Consider the following 22,539-nt stretch of genomic DNA (forward strand, 5'->3'; position numbering starts at 1 on the left):
AGCGATGAAGATCGCCTCCTTCAACATCAACAACATCAACAGCCGGCTTGAAAACCTGCTGGGATGGCTGGCTGTGGCAAAGCCCGATGTCGTGTGCCTGCAGGAGCTGAAGGCGCGCGACATGCAGTTTCCGCGCTCGGCATTGGCGGCGGCCGGCTATGGCGCGGTGTGGAAGGGCGAGCCGACGTGGAACGGTGTTGCCATCCTGGCGCGGGGTTCGGAACCGGTGCTGACCCGCGATGCCTTGCCCGGCGACGATGCCGACAGGCAGAGCCGCTATATCGAGGCGGCGGTGAACGGCATCATCGTCGCTTGTCTCTATGCGCCGAACGGCAATCCTCAGCCCGGCCCGAAATTCGCCTACAAGCTCGCCTGGCACGCGCGGCTGGAGGTGCATGCCGAACAGTTGCTCGACACCGGCCTGCCGGTGGTGCTGGCCGGCGACTACAACATCGTGCCCGAGCCGCGCGATATCTACGCCACCCGCTCCTATGACGACAACGCGCTGGTGCAGCCGGAAAGCCGGGCGTCGTTCCAGCGCCTGCTCGACCAGGGTTGGCTTGATGCCCTGCGCAAGATGCATCCGAAGGAAACGCTTTACACATTCTGGGACTATCGCCGCAACCGCTGGCCGCGCGATGCCGGCCTCCGGCTCGATCACATCCTGCTGTCGAAGAAACTGGCACGCCGCCTGACCTCCGCCGGCATCGACCGCGACGTGCGCGGCGAGGACGGCGCCAGCGACCATGCGCCGGTGTGGGTGGAATTGAAGTAGGCGACTGCTTTCATTGCGTCGCGCTTGAACGGCTCCCTGCAACGCGCTTAAAGTCTTTTGTCTCGATGCATGTTGCTGTCCCAATCCGGGTTCGCTTTTGGCCGACATGCAATAACCTGTCGGCAAAGTACTCCAACCCAGCCGGATCGCCCGTGAACGCAACCCCCCAGGAGATTTGTGGATCGAGGCTCCATGCCTGACTTGGGCGCTGTCTCGATATTGGCCGCCGCCATTGTGGTGCTTGCGGCTGCTGTCATGTCCTGGCTGCTGTGGCGGAAGCGCAGCCGTCGCAAGGGACGGCGGCAGACCAATCCGGCTGCCGACTATGCCGTCCGTACCGATTGGAATGCCCGCGGGGGTATGCTCAATTACTCATCCTTCGTCTATTTCGATGTCGATCGCGACGGCAAATACGGCGCCGGAGACCGGCCGATGGCCGGGATCATGGTGCGGCTGTATGACGAAGCGGGCAAGCTCGCCGCATCCGCGCGCACCAACAATGCCGGCTTTGCCAATTTTCCCATGTCGGTGAAAAGCAGAAAGGCCGTGATCCGCAAGCCGGGCAACTGGCGCTTTGTGGTTTCGGTGCCGCCCGGCTGGCAGGCGAAAAGCGAAAATGACATTCAGTCCCGACGCTTCATGCCGCTGCCGGGTTCGCCGGCCGGGATGGTATCGCAGGAGATGCTGCTGCCGGTCGGTCTGGCACCGCCGCGCCGCGTCAGCGGGCGCGTTGCCGGCGATGGACCAGCGACCCTCTCCATGTCGGGGGACGGGCACGTCCTGGAGACGCGGGCACTGGCCCCGGGTGCCGTCTTCAGCTTCGACCTGGCTGAAGAAGCCGACACGGTCAGCGTCAGCGGCGGCGGCTTGGAGCGGCGGCTGACGCTGTCGCCCTACTCGGCGGATCTAGGCCTGCTGTCGCCGCAACGCGCCGGCATCGACACTGATGCCGCCCTCGAAACGATCGATTTCGACGATGTGACGTCGCGCAGCCTCAGGAAAATTCCGGCTGGCCATGCCGGATTGGCGTGGCGCAACCTGAATGCGATGGCCCGCGACTTCACCAAGGATAGCCAGGGCTATGTCAATGGCAATGTTTCCGGCGACCATGTGCTCTACACCAGCAGCGGGCTGCCGGCCGAATTCAGCTGCGAACGGCCGTTCGGCTTTCACTCGGTCATGCTGAGCGCCGCCTGGCTGGCGTCGGAAGGGGAGGTGGCGCTGATCGAAAGCTGGCTTGGCGAGCAGCTGATTGCAAGCGACGAGGTCACGCTGTCGGCGCTGACGCCGCTGCACTACGCCCCGATGCTCAAAGCTGTAACGCGTGTTCGCCTGTCGACGAAGCACTATTGGCAAATGGTCGTGGACGATCTGGTCTTAACGCGCTGAGATTTAGGCATGCCAAAGCGGAGCGAAATTTCGCCCCGCTTCAATCAGGTTATGTTGACGGTCAGCCCGGCACAATAATAATCGAGGCGCCGTTGGCCGCAGTGACCGCCGACAACCGGCCTTTTTTCAAGAACGATGGCTTCACATAGATCTTTTTCATATCAGACTCTCCTAAAATCCCGATCCGATGATGCCAGACTGCGGCCATCTGTCAACCATGCGGCTGAAATCGGTAAAACTGCAATAAATCCAAGGAGGAGCGGCAAGGCGCCCGCCCTCCAATTCTTGTTTACGCCATCCCGCATCGAAGGCCTTCGATGCTTTTTCTGGAATTGCTCCAGCGCCAGGCACGTTTCGGCCAAGAGTGTGCCAGATTATATCGTGGCGCTGGTCGAGCCGTTTGCCGTGACGGCTGAAAGCTTGCCCTTCTTGACGAGAGCCGGCTTCGCGTAAGTCTTCTTCATGGTAATCTCTCCTCATCCCTACGCGAGAATGGCAGATACGCAAGATGTGTCAACCAAGCCGGGCGTCCACACGGGCTCTTGGCGACACGAGCTTGCGGCTGATAGTCTCGACGTCGACATGCGGGGCAACCGTCACATGGTGAGGGCCGCAACAACGCCCGGGGGGTTTCAATGAACAAGGGTGCCGACAGATTGCTCGCGCTTGCCCTGGTCGTTGTCGCCGTAGGCTGCCTGGCGCGGATCTATTGGCCGGCAATCGGCGAGGCTTTCCTCTGGCGCGGCTTTTCAGGCCCGCCGATGGATCCAGCCTCGTTACGGCTGGCGGGGTTCCTGGTGGCGGCGTTCGCCTGCCTGCTTGGTGCAGGGCTGTTTTGGGCCGGCCTCTTGCCGGACCGGTCGGGCCAAGCAGCGGGCGCGCCGCTGTTTGGTCGCGCGGCGGAGATGCAGGACGCTGGCAGGCCCGGCCTGCGCAGAGTCTTTCTCGTCCTGCCATTGGTCGTGGTCGCCGCACTGGCCGCCGACCGGTTCGGCCCTTGGCATGAGGGCGGCGACATAGCCAGCGAGCCCGTCGAACCGAAGGCCGACGAACCCAACCCTGGCGAGCCGAAGGCCAACGAACCCAAGGGGCAGGATGTCGCCAGCGCGCCGCCGGCCTCAGAGCCGGCAGCCCCACCGCCTGCACCAGCAGAAGCTGCTTCGCCGCCGGAGGCCGCCAATCCGCCTGCGGCACCGGTCCCACTGACGCCGCCGGCGCTGGTGCAACCGACCCCGCCAACGCTAGTGCCGCCGACCGCGCCCGCGCCTCCGGCGCCGCCGGAGGTCGCGGTCATTCCGCCGCCCATCGTGGCGCCATTGCCGCCGGCTCCGCCGCCGCTACCGACGCAGCCCGAGGGCCACCGCGACTCGGTCGTCTGGCTGGCGGTGGCGCCCGACGGGCACTCGATCATGAGCGCCAGCACCGATCACACGATCAAGCTGTGGGACATCGCCGCCAAGCAGCTGATCCGTACTCTCGGCGTGCACAAGGATATGGCCCGCACGGCGCTGTTCATGCCCGACGGCGTCAGCGCGCTGACGGCCGGCGACGACGGCGAGATCGTGCAGCGCAAACTTTCCGACGGTGCGGTGCTGCATGTCTTCTCCTCGGGCGGCAATGGCGGCGTCAGAAAGCTGGCGATCAGCCCGGGCGGCAAACATGCCATCAGCGGGCACGACACGGGCAATGTCATCGTCTGGGATCTCAAGAAGGGCGCTGTGCTGCACGCCATGAGCGGGAACGGCTGGTCGGTCAGCGCCGTCGCCGTCTCGCCCGATGGCAGGCAAGCCCTCAGCGGCAGCATAGACGGCACACTGAAACTTTGGGACATTGAAAGCGGCAAGCAATTACGAAGTTGGCACGGGCATGAGCGAGGCACATATGGCGCCGCGTTCACCGCCGACGGGCATCATCTGGTCACCGGCAGTGGCGATTACACGATCAAGCTCTGGGATCTAGACAGCGGCCGCGAAGCGCGCCGCTTCGAAGGCCACGAAGGCACTGTCTACGCATTGGCGCTGTCGGCCGACGGCCAGCGCCTGGTCTCCGGCTCGCTCGACGGCACGGCACGGCTGTGGGACATGGACACCGGCAACCAAATCGCGATGTTCGATAGCCGGACCGGCCCGATCTACGCGGTGGCCTTCACCGCCGATGGCACGGTGCTGACCGGCGGCAACGACCGCACCATCAGGGATTGGCCGGCCGCCGGCGGCGACAGCATCGTGCTGTTTGCCGGCGCGCCGGAGTGAACGGAACCTTGATCGCATTGTCCGCCGTGCTATGAAAAACCATGTCAGCTCCCAGCCTCCCGGACAACGCGCCGCTCATCGTCATCGATCTCCAGACCGGCATGTTCGACGGTGTGCACGAGCCGCCGATCCATGATGCGCCAGGCATTGTCGAGCGCACCAAGGCGGTGATCGATTGGGCGCGGCGCGGCGGGCGCAAGGTCGCTTTTATCAGGCATGACGGACCCGATGGCGATCCGTTGGCACCGGATGAGCCGGGCTGGCCGGTTTGGCCCGCGCTCGGCCAGGCGGCGAACGAGCCGACCTTTGCCAAATCGGTGCGCGATGCATTCAGCAATCCCGCCTTCGGCGACTGGGTGGCCGGGCAAGGTGCGGGTGCTGTCGTGCTCTTGGGCGCACAGACCGATTTTTGCGTGGCCGCGTCGGTCAAGGGCGCGATCGCCAGAGGGCTCGGCGTGATCGTGGTGTCCGATGCGCACAGCACGCTGGACAATGCCAGCGAGAGTGCCGAACAGGTCATCACCAGGCACAATGGCGAATTCGCGGAGGCCGGCGTCAATCTGGTGACCACAAAGGCGCTTGTCGGCGGCTGAAGCCCGACCGTCGCCGCAGGCCGCATCAGGCAGGCCGGCTTGAGGAGTTCGCGAGGGAAGACAGCGCTGGGCGGCTGCCGTGGTCGACGCGGACGGGGGGGCGCATTGTTGGGATGGCTCGGGCGCCCGCGTCAACCAGGGCGGCTCGTACCGCCGCATTAGCAACATTGCACATCGCAGGTCGCTCGAAACTTCCGCGAAAGCGGAATAGGCCGGAGCAAAAGTGCGGATTCGGCTGAGACTTTCGGCGCGCTTTCCCGGTACGGGGAATCAAAAAGTCTGCTGGTTGTCGGCATGCCCCTCAAGGCGTCCGTCGCTCCTGCACCGGATCGGCGAGGAACGACGCCGCAATCAGGTCGTCGGCATCGATCCGGCCATGACGATCTTCCATGATGGCCGCGACCTTTTGAAAGGTTTTCATTTCGGCATCCGTCACCCGCGCATTGCGCATTCTGGCTTGGAGATCGGCCAGGCGAACGCCCAAAGCAGGGGATCTCACAGCTTTGCTTGTCATCTTCACTCGTCCTGATTGGAACCTGACATGTGCGACCCGCCGCCGTGGCTGGCGGCGGGTTTGGGACCGTTCGAAATTCAGTCGTAGACCTTGATGATCTTGCGGGTGCCCGGATCCACCAGGACCGTGCGGTTGTCGACGACCACATAGCGGTATTGGACATCGGGGATCTCATGAAGCTCGACCGTTTCCGGCAACGCGCTACCAATATTCAGTTCCACACCGGGAACCTTGACCGAAGCGAGGGGCTGCTTCTTCACATACTCGCGGATGACCGTGTCCTGTTCAGGCTGAATGACAACGTCCTGAGCGGCAACGGCGCCGACTCCGGCCAACAGCAATAGCGCCGCAGCGGCGCCCGTTAGGTGCATTTTCATACTGTTTCTCCTTGCGAGTCAGCATGACAAGATCGTCCAACGCTGACGAGCAACTGAACTTGAGCCAAATGAAAATGTTCCTCCGCTGGGGCTTCGGTCGGATGAGAAGTGCGACTTAAGTCCGGTCCGCGAGCGCATTGGTCTTACCGACGGGAACGGCTCTCTGTTCACGACTGTTTGTCTCCCGGATTCGGAGAAACAGATGGACAAAAGTGTTGGCCAAGCGCGCTGGTTGCTCGCACCGATTTTCGCGACGGCCGTCACCTTTCTGGTGATGGGAATAGTCCTTGGCTGACATGTCGTCGATCGGCGCAGCAACGTCCCTTCCTGCGCGGATAGGATTCGCAAGCCGCTTCGGCGGCTGGCGAATCCTCTATCTTCACCACGCGCGGGCCTGCTCATTCGGCAAGCGAGCGCTTCGTTCAGCTTATGCAAGGTTGGGAGGTTTACTATGGATCGGCGATCCTTCTTGACAGCAATGTTTGGCATTGCCGGGGCAGCGGCCCTTGCAGGGGCAATTCGCCCGATCGAAGCAGTGGCCGGTGTTCCAGGCGCCGGAAACGGCATTCTCGATGAAATAGAGGCGTCACAAACAGAGGCCTTCGACGACGGTGCACATGCGGAGGTGCAGCCGGTCGACCATCGACGCTGGGATCGGGACTGGGATCGGGATCGGGATCGGGACTGGGATCGGGGCTGGCGCCGGCGCCGGCACGGGCGGCGATGGAGACGGGTCTGCCGTAGTTATTGGCGGCATGGTCGCCGTCGCGTCCGGTGCTATCGCAGACGCGGGCCCTCGGTCATCCTTCGGTTTTAGCAGCTAGCCAGCACGTCTTAGCGGCTTGACCAGCGCGATCGGCTCGGCGTCCGCATTTTTCCGGCGGTTGCCGAGCAGAATGCCGTTTGCCGAGGCTGGAGTTCCACATGGCGAGGCGGCGCGAAGGTGAATCCGCGCCAGACAGAAGCGAAGACGTCAAGATAACGGTGCACCGACGCATGCCATCCGTTGACGAGAAATGGCCCGGCAGCCAGGTGCAAAGGGAGGCACGCCGGGCCAGCCGACTTCTGGCGGTCGCCGGCCATCCTTATATTCTATACGTCTAATATTAATGCAAGCGGCGCTAAAAAGCCTCCGGTGGACAATACATCGCCCGAAGCCGTCCGCTCCACTGGACGAAGCCTGGAGGACCCGCGCGGCCGCAATCTCGCGATCGCTCGGCAATTGGTTCGGGCTCGTTCAGTTTGCCGCTTTGCTATCGTGTGTCGATCGAGCGGGCGGCGAAGGCAGGGCACGTTGATCCGCAGGCTGCTCGTTGAAGTAGAGCGAACTGCCGAGAACGAGGAACACGATGCCCACCGCCATCAACCCAACCATGAGCACGGCGATCGCCGTGCCTGGGCCATGGCCTGTCTTGATGATGGTGGATCGGTGGGGCATCGCGCCGTTCTCCAGATATGGCACACCAGGGGTGCCGAACTTTCGCGACAAACGACAAGCGCAGCCCGATGTTCCCTTGGCGGAGCTTCAATCGGTCAACTCGGGCTTTTGCTTTTTCCTATAGGACCAAGGTCTTATCTGTTGTGCGCAAAAGTCCAAGGGGCCTTGTTGAGTTCCGATAATGTCCCTTGGATGTTCCGCTATTTTAGGTAAATCTGATATAAAGCCCAGGGGGAAAACTTAGCCAGCCAAGCACATTTTCCCGCGAACCGGGCATGGAAAATGTGGCTTTGGCAAGTTCAACAACAGGCAGTCATGTCTCGGGCGACGAATGGCTCACGTCTCGTCGAATCGGCCCTCGCGGTTCTGATCGCGCGTGATCGCGGCTTCTTCCTCATCGTCGGGAAGGGCGTCGTCGCTGTCCTGGTACGCGTTATCGTCGTTCTCGTCGGGCAGATCGCCGTCTTTTTCGATGCCGTAACGCATGTCGCCGTTTTCCGGCACGGACTCTGGCAGGATCTGGCTGCCCTTGATCGCATCCCAATCCTGCTGCTCGATGGTCGGCCCGTCCGCCTGCGGTGCGTCATCTTCGATATCGGCGTTTGGTTTGTTGCGCGGTGCCATGCTTGGTCTCCATGCTTGAAAAACTGAAGGCGAAACTCGGCGTGCCGGCGTTTGTTCCGGATTCGAAGTGCAAGGACCGGGGGTGCTTCTGGGGATTGTCGACGGCTGGCGCGTCAGCCCAGCCAGCACCGCAGCCGCGGCCCGTACGGCTGCCAAGTTGCCGCGCAAATGGAGAGCGCGCAGCGGCGACCGGCCGGTTACTTGCGAACTTGCTAAAATAATGGAATGTTGTCCGCGGGAATGAGGCAGGGACTGGTTGGAACCGGCGCGGTTTCGACGGTTTGGGGAAACCATGTATTTTGGGCAGTTTCTCGTAGGAATGTCAGCCACGGCTCTCGTTGTCGCGGTGTGGACCTATATGATCACCGGCTCTTTCTGGGAGGCATTTGCCTGGACCATAGCGACGCTGCTTGTCCTGCAGGTCGGTTACTTCGTGCTCATCGTGAGGCTGATCTTCAGGCGCGCGCACGATATCGCGCCGAGCCAGGATCCGGTGGACGCCTTCCCGCCATTGCATCGCGACGGTGTCCAGCTTTAAACCGGGTAGCCGGGATCGATCAGGAATGGCGTTCCAGACCAGGCCGTCCACTCGCTGGTATGCGCGAGGGCAAATTCGGGGAACGTCGCCACCAGCGCGATCACGACCAACGGCAAGGTGTTTGGTCACTGAGACAGCGTCCGAGCATATCCCTGCCGGAGATTTCGGCGCAGCGTTGTCGTGGGAACATGACGCATGCGCGACCAGCTTCGCATGGAGCTCAGGCTGTCAGGCGGAACAAGTGATGATGCTTCGCGTTCTCTAGCGGTACCGGTGAGGTTGCCACCTCCATCGGAACTGTCATGGCTCGCTCTGCTCCCGGCGGGGCGAGCCTTTTTCCGTGCTCCCATCGTCCAGATAGAGGGACGCGAGGCTGATTTGACGCGGCGACAACAGGTGCTTCGCCAATCCGGCTACAGCAGGAATTTTTCGTCTTCTAATGTCCGTACACATTTGTGCAAGTTTTCAAGCGTTTCCGCGCTGTCTGCCGCATGTCTGATCAGCAACAAATTAATATCCGAGCCGAAAACGTAACATCTTCAATTCTGAAGTTCGATGGAACCGCATGGCAGCGGTGGAGTTTTTATGGAGGGCGGAATTCAATTGTCACTAGGAGACGGTCATGAAACTTTATCTTACAAGCGCGGCGGCCGCAGTCGTCCTGATGGGCGGCATTGGTGCGGCGCTGGCGGAGAGCGTCGTCGTCGTCCAGCCGGAGCAGGAGACAGTCGTTCGCGAATACATCAAGAGGGAACCGCTTGCCTCGGTGAACCTTCTGGGGGTCGAACTCAAGCTCGGCTCCTCGGTGCCGGACACTGTCGAATTGCGTGAGGTGCCCGACGTCAAATATCGCGTCGCCGTGATCAATGACCAGACGGTCCTCGTGGATCCGGAGACCCGCCAGATCGTTGAAGTGCTGCACTAAGGGGGTTCCCGCTGCACTGGACCTTGGGGAAAACCCGCCCCGACGTCGCGTCGGTGGCGGGGTTCCTTTGCCGCGACCCGCTATGGCCTATTCGGCGGCCAGTCTATCCTGTGTCTTGGTCTCGAAATCGCTGGCGTCGTGGCGCTCATGCAATTGCATGGCAGGCTCGCCGAAAGCGCGGTTGACCATGCGGCCGCGCTTGACCGCCGGTCGTGCGTCGATCGCCTTGGCCCAGCGTTGCACATGTCTGTATTCCTGCACGGACAGGAACTCGGCGGAATCATTGTACATGCGGCCGAGCGCCAGCCCGCCATACCAGGGCCACACCGCCATATCGGCGATGGAATAGTCCTTGCCGCCGAGATATTCGGTCTCGGCCAGCCGGCGGTCGAGCACATCCATCTGGCGTTTCACCTCCATCGAGAAGCGGTCGATGGCATATTCGAACTTTTCCGGCGCATACGCATAAAAGTGACCGAAGCCGCCGCCCAGATACGGCGCCGAGCCCATCTGCCAGAACAGCCAGGACAGCACCTCGGCGCGGGCCGGCTGTTCGGTCGGCAGGAATTCGCCGAACTTTTCGGCGAGATAGACCAGGATCGAACCGGATTCGAAGATGCGCACCGGTGTGGTGCCACCGCGGTCCATCAGGGCCGGAATCTTGGAGTTGGGATTGACCTCGACGAAGCCGCTGCCGAACTGGTCGCCATCGTTGATCCGGATCAGCCAGGCATCGTATTCGGCGCCCTTGTGGCCGCGCGCCAAAAGCTCTTCCAGCATGACGGTGACCTTGACGCCGTTCGGCGTCGCCAGCGAATAGAGCTGCAACGGATGCTTGCCGACGGGCAGTTCCTTGTCATGCGTCGGCCCGGCGATCGGCCGGTTGATGCTGGCAAAGGCTCCGCCGCTCGGCTTGTTCCAGGTCCATACTTTCGGCGGTGTGTAGTCGGTCATTTCGTGGCCTCGTGTCGGGGAAGGATGGCAGGTCGCCATAAACTAGGGCTGCGGATGTGTAAGTTCAACTTGCGTTGAACTATTATCGATGTCCGGGAGCCGACATCGGCAATTGGGCACTTCCTCACCCTTGCGCCTTCTCCTGCGTGGCATACCTATAGAAGATGTCACCAAAGCCCACCCAGGACAAAAGCATGACCATCAATCCCAATCCGCGCTCGGTCGTTGCCGTGCGGGCCACTGTTCCCGAAGATGCCTTTACGGCGAGCGCGCTTGGCACACTCAGGGAAGGCAGCGGCGTCGTCATTCGCAATGACGGGCTGGTGCTGACCATCGGCTATCTCATCACCGAAGCGGAAGAGGTCTGGCTGACCAGCCATGACGGCCGCGTCATCCCCGCGCACGCGCTCGCCTATGACCAGGAATCGGGCTTTGGCCTGGTGCAGGCGCTGGCGCCGCTCGGCCTGCCGGCCGTGGCGCTGGGCCATGCCGGCAAGGCCAGGGTCGGCGACGCCGTCGTGCTGGCCGACGGCATCGGCCAGTCGGTGCAGGCCAGGATCGTCACCAAGCAGGAATTCGCCGGCTATTGGGAATATCTGCTCGACGAGGCGATCTTCATTGCGCCCGCGCACCCGTCCTGGGGCGGTGCCGGGCTGTTCGGCGCCGACGGCTCGCTGCTCGGCATCGGCTCGCTGCGCCTACAGATGAGCCGCAACGGCGAGGTGGCCGACATCAACATGGTGGTGCCGATCGATCTGTTGCCGCCCATTCTCGACGACCTCCTGACGCGCGGCCAGGTGGCCAAGCCGCCGCGCCCGTGGCTCGGCGCCCTGTCGGCCGAAAGCGACGGCAGGGTGGTGGTGATGAGCGTGACAGAGGGCGGCCCGGCGGCCAAGGCCGGCCTGCGTCAGGGCGACATCATCTCCGACATCCGCGACGGCGCGGTCGACGGGCTGGCCGATTTCTATCGCAAGCTGTGGGAAAGCGGCTCGGCGGGGGCCGAGATTCCGATGCGGGTGCTGCGCGACGGCCGCGAAACCTGGCTGCGCGTCAAATCGGCCGACCGCGGCAGTTTTCTGAAAAAGCCGCAGCTGCAGTAGACGCGTCGATGGCGTCCGCGATGTCATCGGGTTGCCAATTCGCCCGACGGGCAGCCGCTCGGCCATCGCGGTCTCCAGCCCGGCGGGATTGCCCAGCGCCTCGCGCGCCTGTCGCAGCCGGTTCTCGCCGCGACCGGCGATGATCACCTCGGCCCCAGCCTCACTGCAGCGTCGGGCCAGCGCCAGACCCATGCCGGAGCCGCCGCCGACGATCAGGATTTTCTGATTTGAAATGCTCATTGCGCACTGCCTTTGCTTGGATGGACAAGGGCAGGGAATTGGCAGTTCGGTACGGCAAGTGAAAACGGAAGAAACCGATAGCGCTATCGGAAGCGCCGATGATGCAGGGTGATCAGTTGCCGCAAGCGGTGAAGGCAGCGCCCGGGTTCCAGTCCTTGAAAGCGATGGCCTGGCCTTCGACCGAGACGGTCTTATGCTTGGTGCTGCCGTCCGGCTGCTTTTCGCTGCTGGTGCCTTTGCCGGTCAGCACATTGTACTCGCAGGCGCTTTCGGCATTCTCCTTCAAATAGTCATCATGGCTATAGGCGAAGCCGGCGACGATGAAGGCACCGTTGCGCCAGGCGATGGTCAGCGTCATGTCGGTCCGTTCGCTGCCGACCGGCATCGCTGGCAGGTAGAATTTGATCGAACCGTTGGGCAGCATCGTCAGTTCCGGCTCGGTGTCGGAGTTCTCGTAGCCCGGCCGGTCGTAGCCGTTCCATTCCCCGTGGATCTGCTCGTGCACGATCTCGACGGGCTTGAGGTAATTGTGCTCCTTGTCCCTGAGGAAGAAGTGGACGTCCATCGGCTGGCCGGGCTCGGTCTCCACCACCATGGCGAGATCGACGGCGCCGTCGCCATTGAAGTCGCCAGTCACAGCCGTGACGATTTTCCGGGTTTCGATCGGCTCCGCAAGGGCGAGGCTCGGCAACAGCAAAGATAGAAAAGCGAGCAGCAGAGATTTCATGGTGGCATATTCCCCCAGACTGACACCTTGCGGTCCTATAGCATGGCGGTGGAATATCGCGCGCCCCCTCTTCTCCCGACGAAGTCGCGCGGCGATGCTTTCCTTAGCTTGTGGTGACGCAACTGACGAAAACTGACAGCGATCTGTGCCACATGCCGGGCAATGACGATGGGCGCAATGCGGGGGGCAAGACGACAGTGGGAGCAGGAACTATGGTGGCGCGAGCGGCACTGAACAAACAGGCCGGCTAATGGCGCCGGTCAAGGTCGATCCCGACAAGGTGCACGAGTTTCCGGATGCGGGTAGCTTCTACGCGTGGCTCGGCAAGCACCACGCCACGGAAACCGAAGTGTGGATCAAGGTTCACAAGGTGGGGTCGGGACTGAAGTCGATCACGCCGAAGGAAGCCATCGACGTGGTGCTGTGCTTCGGCTGGATCGACGCGGTGCGCAAGGGGCTGGACGACAAGAGTTTCCTGCAGCGCTACACGCCGCGCAGCCGGAAGAGCATCTGGAGCCTGATCAACATCGACAATGTCGCGCGGCTGGTCGAGGAGGGCCGCATGACCGAGCATGGGCTCAAACAGGTCGAGGCGGCCAAGGCGGACGGGCGCTGGGCGCGCGCCTATGGCAGCGGCAAGCAGATGAAGATCCCCGATGATCTGCAAGCAGCCATAGACGCGGAACCCGCCGCCAAGGCGATGCTTGAAAAACTCAGCGCGCAAAACCGCTTCGCGCTCGCCATCCGCACCCACAACATGAAGACCGAGGCCGGGCGCAAGAAGAAGATCGAGACGTTTGTGGCCATGCTGAAGCGCGGCGAGACGATCCATCCGCAAGGCAGGAAGTAAGCCGCTCAGGCTCTTTCTGCGGCGAGGGGCATGCGTTTCGCATGCGGCCCTCCACCCGATTCCTGGGCAGATTGCGATCGGCACTCAGCGTCGCATGAAGTGCTTCAGTATCTGAATCGCCGAATTGTTATAAGCATCTGTTTTTATACGGATTTGACAGGTGTCTGTCGCGCATTTCCTCCGGCATTGCGTAGCCAAGAAAAAAGCCGCCATCGCTTTTGCGAGTGGCGGCCTTTTCCCGGGAGGAAGTCAGGAAGGAGGGGCAATCAAGCAGCCTTGGCGTGCTTGATGGTTCAAAGGCAGATACTATTGGTTCAAGTCGACCGGCGTCACGCCAAGGAGTTTCAGGGCGTTGGCGTAGGTCCTGATGCCTTGGGCCTGCTTGCGCTCGGCACAAAACCGGTTCGCCTTGTCCTGGAGCGCGGTTGCCTCGGCGATCTGGCTCGCACTGGCACCGGGTTTGGCTTTGGTCTGGATGGCTCCGTCGAGTTGAAGACCGAGCTGGCTGCAATATTCGCTCCGGGTGACCGCTGCTTCCGCCCCCGACTGTGCGACCGCCAGCATGGCGAGCGAAATGCCTGTCAGGGCACCCATCCATCCGGTCGAACGTCGTTGCATGTTTTGGACCATTTCTTCGCGTTGTGCAGCAGCCCGCTTGACCGCCGCGAGGGTGGTTATGACAGGCGATGTTTTCGCGAGTTTTTCCCGGATGTTGATTCTTGTTTCTGGAGTGTGTCTGGGTGGGGTTGTCCCTTCTCCCCCTGTGGGAGAAGGTGGCCTCGCGAAGCGAGGTCGGATGAGGGGTGTTCCAGGGAACACCAACGTCTCATTCCGCTGGAACACCCCTCATCCGTCTCGGCGCTGACGCGCCGATCCACCTTCCCCCACAAGGGGGGAAGGCAAGGGCGTTCCGCTGTCTGCGGCGCTTGCGCCTCTTTCTTTGCGGCCATCCTTCGCGTAAGGCGCCGGGCAAATCCTTTCACGCAAGCATATAGCCCGGACACCGCATGATCAGACTTGAAAGCATCAGCAAGCAGAACGGCCGTCAGCTTGTCTTCATCGAAGCGTCGGCCTCCCTGCAGAAGGGCGAGAAGGTCGGCCTCGTCGGGCCGAACGGCGCCGGCAAGACGACGCTGTTTCGCATGATCACCGGGCAGGAGCAGCCCGACGAAGGCCAGGTGCAGGTCGATCGCGGCGTCACCATCGGCTATTTCAGCCAGGATGTCGGCGACATGGAAGGCCACAGCGCTGTCGCCGAAGTGATGAACGGCGCCGGGCCGGTGTCCGAAGTCGCGGCCGAAATGGCAGCCCTCGAGGCGGCCATGGCCGATCCCGACCAGGCCGACCAGATGGACGAAATCATCGAAAAATATGGCGAGGCGCAGCACCGCTTCGAGGAACTCGACGGTTATGCGCTGGATGGCCGTGCGCGGGAAGTGCTGGACGGTCTCGGCTTTTCGCAGGAGATGATGGACGGCGATGTCGGAAAGCTTTCCGGCGGCTGGAAGATGCGCGTGGCGCTGGCCCGCATCCTGCTGATGCGGCCCGACGCCATGTTGCTCGATGAGCCATCGAACCATCTCGACCTGGAGAGCCTGATCTGGCTGGAATCCTTCCTGAAAAACTATGACGGCGCGCTGCTGATGACCTCGCACGATCGCGAGTTCATGAACCGCATCGTCAACAAGGTGGTCGAGATCGACGCCGGTTCGCTGACCGCCTATTCCGGAAACTACGAATTCTACCAGCAGCAGCGGGCGATCGCCGACAAGCAGCAGCAGGCACAGTTCGAGCGCCAGCAGGCGATGCTGGCCAAGGAGATCGCCTTCATCGAGCGCTTCAAGGCGCGCGCCTCGCATGCCGCACAGGTGCAGAGCCGGGTGAAGAAGCTGGACAAGATCGACCGCGTCGAGCCGCCCAAGCGGCGCCAGACGGTTTCGTTCGATTTCCTGCCGGCGCCGCGCTGCGGCGAAGATGTCGTCACGCTGAAGAACGTCCACAAAGGCTATGGCAGCCGCTCCATCTATGAGGGGCTCGACTTCCAGGTCCGCCGCCGCGAGCGCTGGTGCATCATGGGCGTCAACGGCGCCGGCAAGTCGACGCTGTTGAAGCTGGTCGCCGGCGCGTCCGAGCCCGACACCGGCACGGTCGCGCGCGGGCCCAGTGTCAAAATGGGTTATTTCGCCCAGCACGCCATGGAGGTGCTGGAAGGCGAGCGCACCGTGTTCCAGACACTGGAGGACGCGTTTCCGCAGGCCGGTCAGGCGCCGCTGCGGGCACTCGCCGGTTGCTTCGGTTTTTCCGGCGACGAGATCGAGAAGAAATGCCGCGTGCTGTCAGGCGGCGAGAAGGCGCGGCTGGTGATGGCGCTGATGCTGTTCGACCCGCCCAACCTTCTGGTGCTGGACGAGCCGACCAACCATCTCGACATCGCCACCAAGGAGATGCTGATAACGGCGCTTTCGCAGTACGAGGGCACCATGCTGTTCGTCTCGCACGACCGGCATTTTCTGGCAGCACTTTCCAACCGCGTGCTGGAACTGACGCCCGAAGGCATCCACACCTATGGCGGCGGCTATACGGAATATGTCGAGCGCACCGGGCAGGAAGCGCCGGGGCTCAGGAGCTAGGTAAATGATAAGGGCGGCGTCGGCTCGAAGCCGGCACCGCCCTATGAATATGGTCTGGCTGGAATGACGGCCTTACTCGAATGAGATGGCCATGCCGCTGAGGTCGGCGTTGACCTGCAGGCCGACTTGCTTGCCCGTGAGTTCGAGTTGGGCGCCCTTGTCATTGGTCATGATGATCACCTGGGCTCCCTTGCCGATCGTGCCGCCGCCGCCGGCTGCTCCGTAGACCCCGGTCACGTCGCGAGCGCGGCGGATATGGCGAACCGTGCCGCGAAAATATGTCTTGGACACGCCGAAAGCCAGGCCTCCGGACACGGCGCCGATCGAGATCGGGTAGCTCTTGCCATGGAAGGTGAAGGTGCCCTTGCCGCCGGAGCCGCCGACGAAAAACGCCGCCTTGTAGACGGCGAAGCGGATCGTGCCGCTGTCGGCATGCGCGGCGCTGGCAAAGCCGATGCTCGCGGTGGCGATCGCGGCAACTGCGATGGAACGAAATCCGGATGAAATCTTCATGGTGAGAACTCCTCAATGTCGCCGCTTTGCCGGCCGCAGCGTGGGATCAAAGTTACAACTGAACAGTCTCGCCCGTGCTTTGGTCCAGGGTTCGAATCCGGCCGCGGGAAGGCCGGGGAGAGGGCGAGGGGTTGCGGAGGGTGGGGAGGGCGCCTGACCGCAGCTATCGCCTTGTGCGATGAAGAGGTCTATGCAGGCCCTTCACAAGGCTTAGGAGAGGCTTCGGATGAGAAACGCAATCTGCCTCGCATTGACTGCGGCAGTGGCTGGGTGCGCGACCTCCCCGGTCGACTATGAGGCGTCGCTTTCGCAGCAGGACCAGAAATGGGCTTCGCCGGCATGCCAGCAGGCACGCAGGGCGGCTTCCGATTACCAGGCTCGCGAGAAGGAGCATCCGGGGTGGGGTTTCGGCGTCTTGCTTGGTCCATACTCGATGGGGCTCGTCGCAGCCATCAAGGAGCATGAGCAAAAGCAACGCAAACTGTTCGCGCGGGATGTGCACCTGCAATGCTCAAGCTTGCCGCTGCCGAAGGAACTGCAGGGCGATTTGAACCCTGGGGTGCGTCCAACGAAGTATCCATAGCCTTGGCGGCGCCTTCCGGGCAAAAGGTGCCGGGGCTGCGAAGCGAGTGATGGAAAGCCGCCGTTGGCGCGCACCAGCCCCGAGGCCGTTGAAGCGCGGCTGCAAAGCATCGGCGACGACCCGAAGCTCCAACGTCTCGCGCAGCAGCTGGCCAAGAACGATATCCTCTCCGTCAAGAGCAACCTGCGCTACGTCGACAGGATCGTCAAAGGCATCGAGAGTGGCCTCAACAAGGTCGATGGCGACATTCTGGTCAAGAACGACCAGGGCCAGTACCAGCTTGGCGATTTCTCGATCTCGTTCAAGGGCCAGGCGATGCTGACCTCCAGGGACATATTCGAAGCGTTCACGGGCTGAGGCGCCTTGCGGCGCCTGTCAGATCGGCGGGGAATCTCCCGGTGCTGACGCCCCTACTGACGATCCCGCTAGTGCCCGAGGAGGCAAGGCGGATCTTGTTCGGGCTGATCGTGACGGCCGCCTATTTGCGGATTGTGGAGGAGAGGTAGGGGCCGAGGTTTTCTTGGGCCCGACAGGCCAGGTCTTGATCTTCGATGGCAGGGATACGGCTGTTCGCCTTATCCCCCAGCCAATCCGGGCAATAGAAAATCTCCGCGCGCCCTTCGGCAATTCCTTGGCTAGGTATCGCGACAAATCGCCCCGTCCATCCCGATAGTGGATCCGCAGTCGATCTTGTCCCGCGCAACCGCAGGCGGAGTCTGCGCCGCGCGCCTTGAGCCGCCGCCCGAGAACACTAAGCAATTGATGAGGCAGGAGCGGCTCGCAAGGCTCTGATTCGGGCGAGCGCCTCGTGAGGCACCGCAGCGAGCGCGTGAACCCAGCCTAGGCATCCTACTCTTCGGCAATGTTCGCCGCAGGGTCCTTTATCAGTCGCATTTGCGGTCTATATGGGGTGCAAAAGGGCGCCGACGTAACCGTCCGAAGAAATTTGTAGCGAAGGCGCCAGCGACATGGAAAGATTGATAGTGCCGGCTTGGCCTGTCCGAGATTCGTCGGGAGGCAACAATGAGTAAGGATCAACCTGTGCGAAGGCTTGCTAGGGCGAGCGATCAGAATGATCGCGCGGGACTGAGAGATGCGATGACAGCATTGTTAGCAGAAGCTCACGCGCAGCAGAGGCATGGGCGCGCCTCGAGGATTGGCTCAACGTTGTCGGAAGAGGAGCGCCGCGACGAATCTAAGCGTTGGTCGCCAATGTTGCCAGAAAGCGTTCAATCCCTACTGCATGAGCCATTCTTGCGCAGGTCAACTGACGACTTGGTGTTAAGCAAAGAAGTGCGCCATGACATTCGCGAGTTCATGGATGAATTCACACAGGCGGCGTTGTTACGCTCACATTCCCTTGAACCGAGGCACAGCATCTTGCTGGTTGGTCCTCCGGGAACTGGTAAGACTAGCTTGGCTGCAGCTTTGGCTCATGATCTCGCGCTTCCCTTCCTAGTAGTGCGCTATGAGGGGTTGGTTGGCAGCTATCTAGGTGAAACAGCATCTCGTCTTCAGCAGATTGTAGACTATGTCAGCCGAACTCCATGCGTACTATTTTTCGATGAGTTCGAAAGCGTTGGTAAGGAACGCGCTGATGCCAACGAAACCGGTGAGATAAAGCGAGTAGTAAGCTCTCTATTGCTGCACATGGATGCACTTCCTACGCACTGTGTAGTGATTTGCGCCACCAATCATCCTGAACTTCTCGACCGCGCAGTGTGGCGCCGGTTCGAGTTGCGTATTGAAATGCCGCTCCCGTCTGCTACAGAATTGCGTGAGTGGTTTATGCGGACAGAAAAATCCTTTGGCCCTATTGGGCTGACTGCCGTCGAATTTACTAAGCTCTTGCAGGGCGAATCTTTTTCTGAGGTTGAAGCAATTACTCTCGACGCGCGCAGGAAAGCAGTTTTATCTAAAGGGAATTTGACCACGGCCGGCGCTTTCAAAGAAGCAATCGATAGTTGGCAGCGCAGGCGCGTGGTTGGGGGGGGCAGTAAGCGTGGCGCGGAACACAATCGTACGGATAAATCGCGAACCTGGAAGAAGCAAAAGGCTTCCGGGAAGGAAGCCGTTCTTCCCGAAAGCGATCTCGTCTCAAGAGCAGAACAGGAATCTCGGAAGTAAGTTTAGCGCAATCGAGAGGGGCGTAAATGAGATACTCGGCGGGGCCGATATCTCAAGCGCGCCGGAACGTGCAACGCCAGAGCGCGCCCTCGTCTTCGAGGTGATTGGCCCAGTGGCAAATTTCATCGCCGCTGCAAAGTCGCTTGGATTGGAATGGCTCACCGAAGATCAAGATAGCAGCCGCGGCGAGGACGACGAGGATTCTGAAATCCTTGAGGAAGAGGCAAGGGGCTCCGCGCTCCTGTATGTCACCATGCCAACGCTTGAAGGGCTTCAGCGCCTCTTAGCGTTATGGAAACGTTATGCAAGGGGAGAGCCGAGGCCAAGCGACGCGAGGGAGTGGTGGGCGTTGTTTGGCTATCTCGCTGATCTACGCACATGGTCAGCGATAGATCGAATAGATCCATCTATACAAGATTTCGTAGACCGGAGCATCGCACGGTTTCCAGATCGGCCCGTTCGTGTCGAGTTAGATCTGTGGTTTCGCGAAAATAAAGATCTTAGGCAAAACGCCCGCACCTACGTTGAAGCTTTACTCGAAAGCGTTGAAGGTCGCCTCCTGGACTTCGCAACTATCGAGCCCATCAGATATCAGGCAGCGCTGGTAGAGGTCCCAGGCGCGCAAGCACGAGCGCTTCAAAACCGGACCGGACCGATTGCAAATGCAGATGCAGTAATGCGGGTAAGGCCGCAATCTCTCTATACCTCAATCGAGCGGGACGTCGCTTCCGACCAAAGTCCGCTGCGTCCCCGACCTGTTGCGCTCGATGCCCGACCGGCCATTGCAGCACTTATTGATGGCTACCCGATCCAGAACCACTATTTGCTTGCCAACCGCATTGATGTTGAAGAAGTGGATGTAACTGGTCAAGATGTTCCTGTAACGCGGAGGTTTCATGGAACGGCGATGGCCTCCCTTATTCTGCATGGTGATATTGCGTTAAACGAACCGGCATTAACGCGAGCCTTAAAGGTAGTTCCTATTCTTGCCGCGCCACAGGGACTTCACGAAGAGTGTACTCCACCTGACAAGCTGCCTTTAGCTATGGTCAACCGCGCTGTAATAGCGCTGGTCGACGGACTCGATGACGACGGCCCGTTGGGCGAGCGGGTCGTAATACTAAATCACTCGATATGTGATCACGAAGGCGCGTTCGCCCGGCGACCTAGCCCTTGGGCCAAACTTCTTGACTACTTGAGCCACGAGTATCGTCTCTTATTCGTTGTAAGTTCTGGCAACATTCACGCTCCGTTCGAAATTGACACTTATTCGACCTCTGATGAATTTGCTGATGCGGACGAGGTGGAGAGGCAGATTGTTTTACTGCGCAGTATAGAACGAGCAAAGGGTATGAGGAGTATCCTAAATCCGGCCGAGGCGGTGAACGCGATCACGGTAGGTGCTTTACACGAAGATGGCGCGAATCCTGCGCCCGTCGGGAATGTCGATCCATTCGACATGGTGGGATTACCAAACTTATGCTCAAGTATTGGCCTAGGTGTTAATCGTGCAATAAAACCCGATATTGTCGAGTCCGGCGGACGTCAGATGGCGTCTTTTGACGAGGACGGCGGCAAGGTTTCGGTGTGGGGGGCCGAAATACCCACGATAGGGCATTTATGTGCCACTGCAGATCCGTTCGGAGGCGACACGACGAAGCAGGGCCGTTCCACTGGAACGAGCAATGCGGCGGCTCTCGTTACGAGATCCGCAATGCAGATCGCAGATGTAATTGAGGAAGCGTTTGAAGCAAACGGGCAGGATTGGTCATTAGAGCCTACGCGAGCCGTCGTGTTAAAGGCACTTCTGGCCCATGGTTGCTCATGGGGCGCCACCGGCGGCCTTCTGGACCGAACTTACCCACCGTCAGAGAGCGCTCGGTGGCAACGTCGACGGGAAACCATATCGCGCGTTCTTGGCTACGGACGAGCAAACCACGCCCGTGTCATGACGCCGGAAGGCAGTCGCATAACATTGCTGGCTGACGATATGATCGAGCACGACGCACGACATCAGTACTCGATTCCGATCCCCAGGGCCATGATAGCCAATAGGGAAGTTCGTCGCATAGTGATGACCCTTGCCTGGAGTTCGCCTGTTGATCCCAGCTCATTGCGCTACCGTGGTTTCGGGCTCGATTTAGTCGATGCCGATGGCAAACGAAAATTTTGGGATGGTGTCGGGGCGGTTCTCCAGCCTCCGGCAGATGCAGGTCGTCGCGGTACTCTTCAGCACATAGTCCTAGAAGGTACCAAATTGATCCAATCGGCCGGCAGCGGCGCTATATCCATAGGCGTTCAGGCCAGAGCGGCACTCTCAGTATTTGAGAACGACAATGTCCCGTATGCTTTGGCTGTCACCCTAGAAATGGGCCAGCCTGTCCGTCAGGATCTATTTGCGGACGTAGCAACGCGGGTGCGGGCCAAGATCACACCAGCAGTACCGGTGAGAGTGCGGCAGCGTGCGAGGACCACATAATGAACGAGTTTAGTCAAAGAAATTCACTCGGCTACAAGAGCCGCACTAAGATAGCAGAATACCTTACGCTAATAGGCGATTTAGAATCTTCCACTAGGTTTACTGGTCGCGGGGGAAGCGGGCAAGGCTTGGCTGCTAGGATACTGGGCATCGACCAGTATGCGCATACTGGTATTTTGCTCGGATTTGTGAAGCCAGAAGCGAAAGGAAGCCTTATTACAATTGAAGAAGCCTTGACACTGACTTCCGACAATTCACTTAAAGATAGCCGTATTAAGATCACGCTCGACAAGATGTTTGTGCAGAGCTTCCCGGGTATCGGTGCACACGAGATACTCTGCGAGTTTACCGGAAAAAATCAAATCAGCGGCGAAGCGGAGGAGATGCGCTTCGCGTTAACGACGCATGCAAACGATTCCAGCAGCGCGGCAATTAGCGGAGCCCCAATTTTTATTGGGGTGTCTGTCGGTAAGAATGGCATTGCCTTTGAAGGGCGCACGATCAACGTCAGAAGTAAAGTTGATGAAATGTTGATGGAGGCTCTTGGAAGCGATACTTTTCGAAACGGCCTGTCCCTGCTTACAACAGCTCAACCTGCATTAAAACCATTCGTGGGGCTTGCTGGCAGCTTAGTCAAATCGGTAGCGAATAGAAGCAAAAATTGTCAGGTCTATTCTTTCAAATTGGGCCTTGATTTCGGCGGCGGTCAAACATCCTCACGGCTCCGATTGGGGTCGTACATAGTTGTACAAGCTGACGCAGAAACTTGGGACTGGAGTCAAATAGCATGGAACCCAAGCGCGCAACTTGTAGTTCGCCGTGCTGATGGAAAATCGATTGAATACAATTACATGGTATTCGGAATTTCTGCATTTAACGAATAGTTTAGTATGGCATTTGGTACCAAGCTG

The 22,539-nt window shown here is 60.5% G+C and carries 24 protein-coding genes and 2 pseudogenes; 15 read left to right on the forward strand and 11 right to left on the reverse strand.

The window, feature by feature from the left end; all coding sequences use genetic code 11:
- Positions 1-4: 4 nt before the first annotated feature.
- A complete protein-coding gene (locus EOB80_RS02800) occupies positions 5-775 on the forward strand; it encodes an exodeoxyribonuclease III (protein ID WP_127326583.1) in 771 nt (256 codons plus the stop codon).
- 192 nt (positions 776-967) lie between these two features.
- The gene (locus EOB80_RS02805; protein ID WP_127326584.1) at positions 968-2,164 is read left to right on the forward strand and encodes a hypothetical protein; all 1,197 of its coding nucleotides are present in this window, start codon (positions 968-970) and stop codon (positions 2,162-2,164) included.
- A 61-nt stretch (positions 2,165-2,225) separates the two neighbouring features.
- Here EOB80_RS02805 and EOB80_RS02810 read toward each other — a convergent pair whose 3' ends face one another.
- Together EOB80_RS02810 and EOB80_RS02815 are read right to left on the reverse strand one after the other, a co-directional pair.
- Positions 2,226-2,324 (reverse strand): putative RiPP precursor, encoded by a 99-nt coding sequence (locus EOB80_RS02810; RefSeq protein WP_127326585.1) that lies wholly within the window; start codon positions 2,322-2,324, stop codon positions 2,226-2,228.
- Positions 2,325-2,538: 214 nt separating this feature from the next.
- A complete protein-coding gene (locus tag EOB80_RS02815; RefSeq protein WP_127271493.1) occupies positions 2,539-2,628 on the reverse strand; it encodes a putative RiPP precursor in 90 nt (29 codons plus the stop codon).
- 171 nt (positions 2,629-2,799) lie between these two features.
- Between EOB80_RS02815 and EOB80_RS34425 the strand changes: the two genes are divergently transcribed.
- Together EOB80_RS34425 and EOB80_RS02830 are read left to right on the forward strand one after the other, a co-directional pair.
- Entirely contained in the window at positions 2,800-4,416 is a 1,617-nt protein-coding gene (locus EOB80_RS34425) for a WD40 repeat domain-containing protein (RefSeq protein WP_127317983.1), read from the forward strand.
- Positions 4,417-4,457: 41 nt separating this feature from the next.
- Positions 4,458-5,009 (forward strand): isochorismatase family protein, encoded by a 552-nt coding sequence (locus tag EOB80_RS02830; RefSeq protein ID WP_127326586.1) that lies wholly within the window; start codon positions 4,458-4,460, stop codon positions 5,007-5,009.
- Positions 5,010-5,310: 301 nt separating this feature from the next.
- On the opposite strand, the gene EOB80_RS02835 is transcribed toward EOB80_RS02830, so the two are convergent.
- From EOB80_RS02835 to EOB80_RS02855, 4 genes are all read right to left on the reverse strand, one after another.
- Complete coding sequence (locus EOB80_RS02835; RefSeq protein ID WP_127268529.1) at positions 5,311-5,523, reverse strand: hypothetical protein; 213 nt, start codon at positions 5,521-5,523, stop codon at positions 5,311-5,313.
- Between the two features lie 77 nt (positions 5,524-5,600).
- Entirely contained in the window at positions 5,601-5,900 is a 300-nt protein-coding gene (locus tag EOB80_RS02840) for a DUF1236 domain-containing protein (protein WP_127326587.1), read from the reverse strand.
- 1,237 nt (positions 5,901-7,137) lie between these two features.
- Positions 7,138-7,338, reverse strand: a complete 201-nt coding sequence (locus EOB80_RS02850) for a hypothetical protein (protein WP_127317973.1) — start codon at positions 7,336-7,338, stop codon at positions 7,138-7,140.
- A gap of 336 nt (positions 7,339-7,674) precedes the next feature.
- Positions 7,675-7,962, reverse strand: coding sequence for a hypothetical protein (locus EOB80_RS02855; RefSeq protein WP_127317971.1), 288 nt, complete (start codon positions 7,960-7,962; stop codon positions 7,675-7,677).
- Positions 7,963-8,281: 319 nt separating this feature from the next.
- Between EOB80_RS02855 and EOB80_RS02860 the strand changes: the two genes are divergently transcribed.
- On the forward strand, positions 8,282-8,500 hold the full coding sequence (locus tag EOB80_RS02860; RefSeq protein WP_245466228.1) for an exopolysaccharide production repressor protein: 219 nt from the start codon (positions 8,282-8,284) through the stop codon (positions 8,498-8,500).
- A 622-nt stretch (positions 8,501-9,122) separates the two neighbouring features.
- Positions 9,123-9,425 (forward strand): DUF1236 domain-containing protein, encoded by a 303-nt coding sequence (locus tag EOB80_RS02865; protein WP_027035237.1) that lies wholly within the window; start codon positions 9,123-9,125, stop codon positions 9,423-9,425.
- An 87-nt stretch (positions 9,426-9,512) separates the two neighbouring features.
- Here the strand turns inward: EOB80_RS02865 and yghU are convergent, their stop codons facing one another.
- On the reverse strand, positions 9,513-10,379 hold the full coding sequence (yghU, locus tag EOB80_RS02870) for a glutathione-dependent disulfide-bond oxidoreductase (RefSeq protein WP_127326590.1): 867 nt from the start codon (positions 10,377-10,379) through the stop codon (positions 9,513-9,515).
- Positions 10,380-10,573: 194 nt separating this feature from the next.
- On the opposite strand from yghU, the gene EOB80_RS02875 reads away from it, so the two are divergent.
- The gene (locus EOB80_RS02875) at positions 10,574-11,479 is read left to right on the forward strand and encodes a S1C family serine protease (RefSeq protein ID WP_127326591.1); all 906 of its coding nucleotides are present in this window, start codon (positions 10,574-10,576) and stop codon (positions 11,477-11,479) included.
- Positions 11,480-11,551: 72 nt separating this feature from the next.
- On the opposite strand, the pseudogene EOB80_RS02880 reads toward EOB80_RS02875, so the two are convergent.
- Together EOB80_RS02880 and EOB80_RS02885 are read right to left on the reverse strand one after the other, a co-directional pair.
- Positions 11,552-11,719 (reverse strand): annotated as a pseudogene (locus tag EOB80_RS02880) (SDR family NAD(P)-dependent oxidoreductase); the annotation flags it as partial.
- Between the two features lie 112 nt (positions 11,720-11,831).
- Entirely contained in the window at positions 11,832-12,446 is a 615-nt protein-coding gene (locus EOB80_RS02885) for a hypothetical protein (RefSeq protein WP_127317963.1), read from the reverse strand.
- A gap of 250 nt (positions 12,447-12,696) precedes the next feature.
- Here EOB80_RS02885 and EOB80_RS02890 point away from each other — a divergent pair, with 250 nt between their 5' ends.
- The gene (locus EOB80_RS02890) at positions 12,697-13,296 is read left to right on the forward strand and encodes a YdeI/OmpD-associated family protein (protein WP_127326592.1); all 600 of its coding nucleotides are present in this window, start codon (positions 12,697-12,699) and stop codon (positions 13,294-13,296) included.
- Positions 13,297-13,602: 306 nt separating this feature from the next.
- On the opposite strand, the gene EOB80_RS02895 is transcribed toward EOB80_RS02890, so the two are convergent.
- Positions 13,603-13,890, reverse strand: coding sequence for a hypothetical protein (locus EOB80_RS02895; RefSeq protein ID WP_127326633.1), 288 nt, complete (start codon positions 13,888-13,890; stop codon positions 13,603-13,605).
- 413 nt (positions 13,891-14,303) lie between these two features.
- Between EOB80_RS02895 and EOB80_RS02900 the strand changes: the two genes are divergently transcribed.
- On the forward strand, positions 14,304-15,926 hold the full coding sequence (locus EOB80_RS02900) for an ABC-F family ATP-binding cassette domain-containing protein (RefSeq protein WP_127267001.1): 1,623 nt from the start codon (positions 14,304-14,306) through the stop codon (positions 15,924-15,926).
- Positions 15,927-15,998: 72 nt separating this feature from the next.
- Here the strand turns inward: EOB80_RS02900 and EOB80_RS02905 are convergent, their stop codons facing one another.
- Entirely contained in the window at positions 15,999-16,439 is a 441-nt protein-coding gene (locus EOB80_RS02905; protein ID WP_127267000.1) for a hypothetical protein, read from the reverse strand.
- A 226-nt stretch (positions 16,440-16,665) separates the two neighbouring features.
- Between EOB80_RS02905 and EOB80_RS02910 the strand changes: the two genes are divergently transcribed.
- The 6 genes and pseudogenes from EOB80_RS02910 (at position 16,666) to EOB80_RS02935 (ending at position 22,512) form a co-directional block, all read left to right on the forward strand.
- Complete coding sequence (locus tag EOB80_RS02910) at positions 16,666-17,022, forward strand: hypothetical protein (protein ID WP_127326593.1); 357 nt, start codon at positions 16,666-16,668, stop codon at positions 17,020-17,022.
- Positions 17,023-17,085: 63 nt separating this feature from the next.
- Positions 17,086-17,379, forward strand: a complete 294-nt coding sequence (locus EOB80_RS02915) for a hypothetical protein (protein WP_127326594.1) — start codon at positions 17,086-17,088, stop codon at positions 17,377-17,379.
- Between the two features lie 35 nt (positions 17,380-17,414).
- Positions 17,415-17,528: pseudogene (locus EOB80_RS35010) on the forward strand (ABC transporter permease); the annotation flags it as partial.
- A gap of 517 nt (positions 17,529-18,045) precedes the next feature.
- Positions 18,046-19,149 carry an AAA family ATPase gene (locus tag EOB80_RS02925; RefSeq protein ID WP_127326595.1) on the forward strand — a complete coding sequence of 368 codons (1,104 nt, stop codon included), beginning with the start codon at positions 18,046-18,048 and terminating at the stop codon, positions 19,147-19,149.
- 112 nt (positions 19,150-19,261) lie between these two features.
- Positions 19,262-21,628 carry a S8 family peptidase gene (locus tag EOB80_RS02930; RefSeq protein WP_127326596.1) on the forward strand — a complete coding sequence of 789 codons (2,367 nt, stop codon included), beginning with the start codon at positions 19,262-19,264 and terminating at the stop codon, positions 21,626-21,628.
- Positions 21,628-22,512, forward strand: coding sequence for a hypothetical protein (locus tag EOB80_RS02935; protein WP_127326597.1), 885 nt, complete (start codon positions 21,628-21,630; stop codon positions 22,510-22,512). Before EOB80_RS02930 ends, EOB80_RS02935 begins: the two co-directional genes overlap by 1 nt.
- The last annotated feature ends 27 nt before the right edge of the window (positions 22,513-22,539 follow it).

The sequence above is a fragment of the Mesorhizobium sp. M7A.F.Ca.MR.245.00.0.0 genome, from assembly GCF_003997415.1.
Classification (GTDB): Bacteria; Pseudomonadota; Alphaproteobacteria; order Rhizobiales; family Rhizobiaceae; genus Mesorhizobium.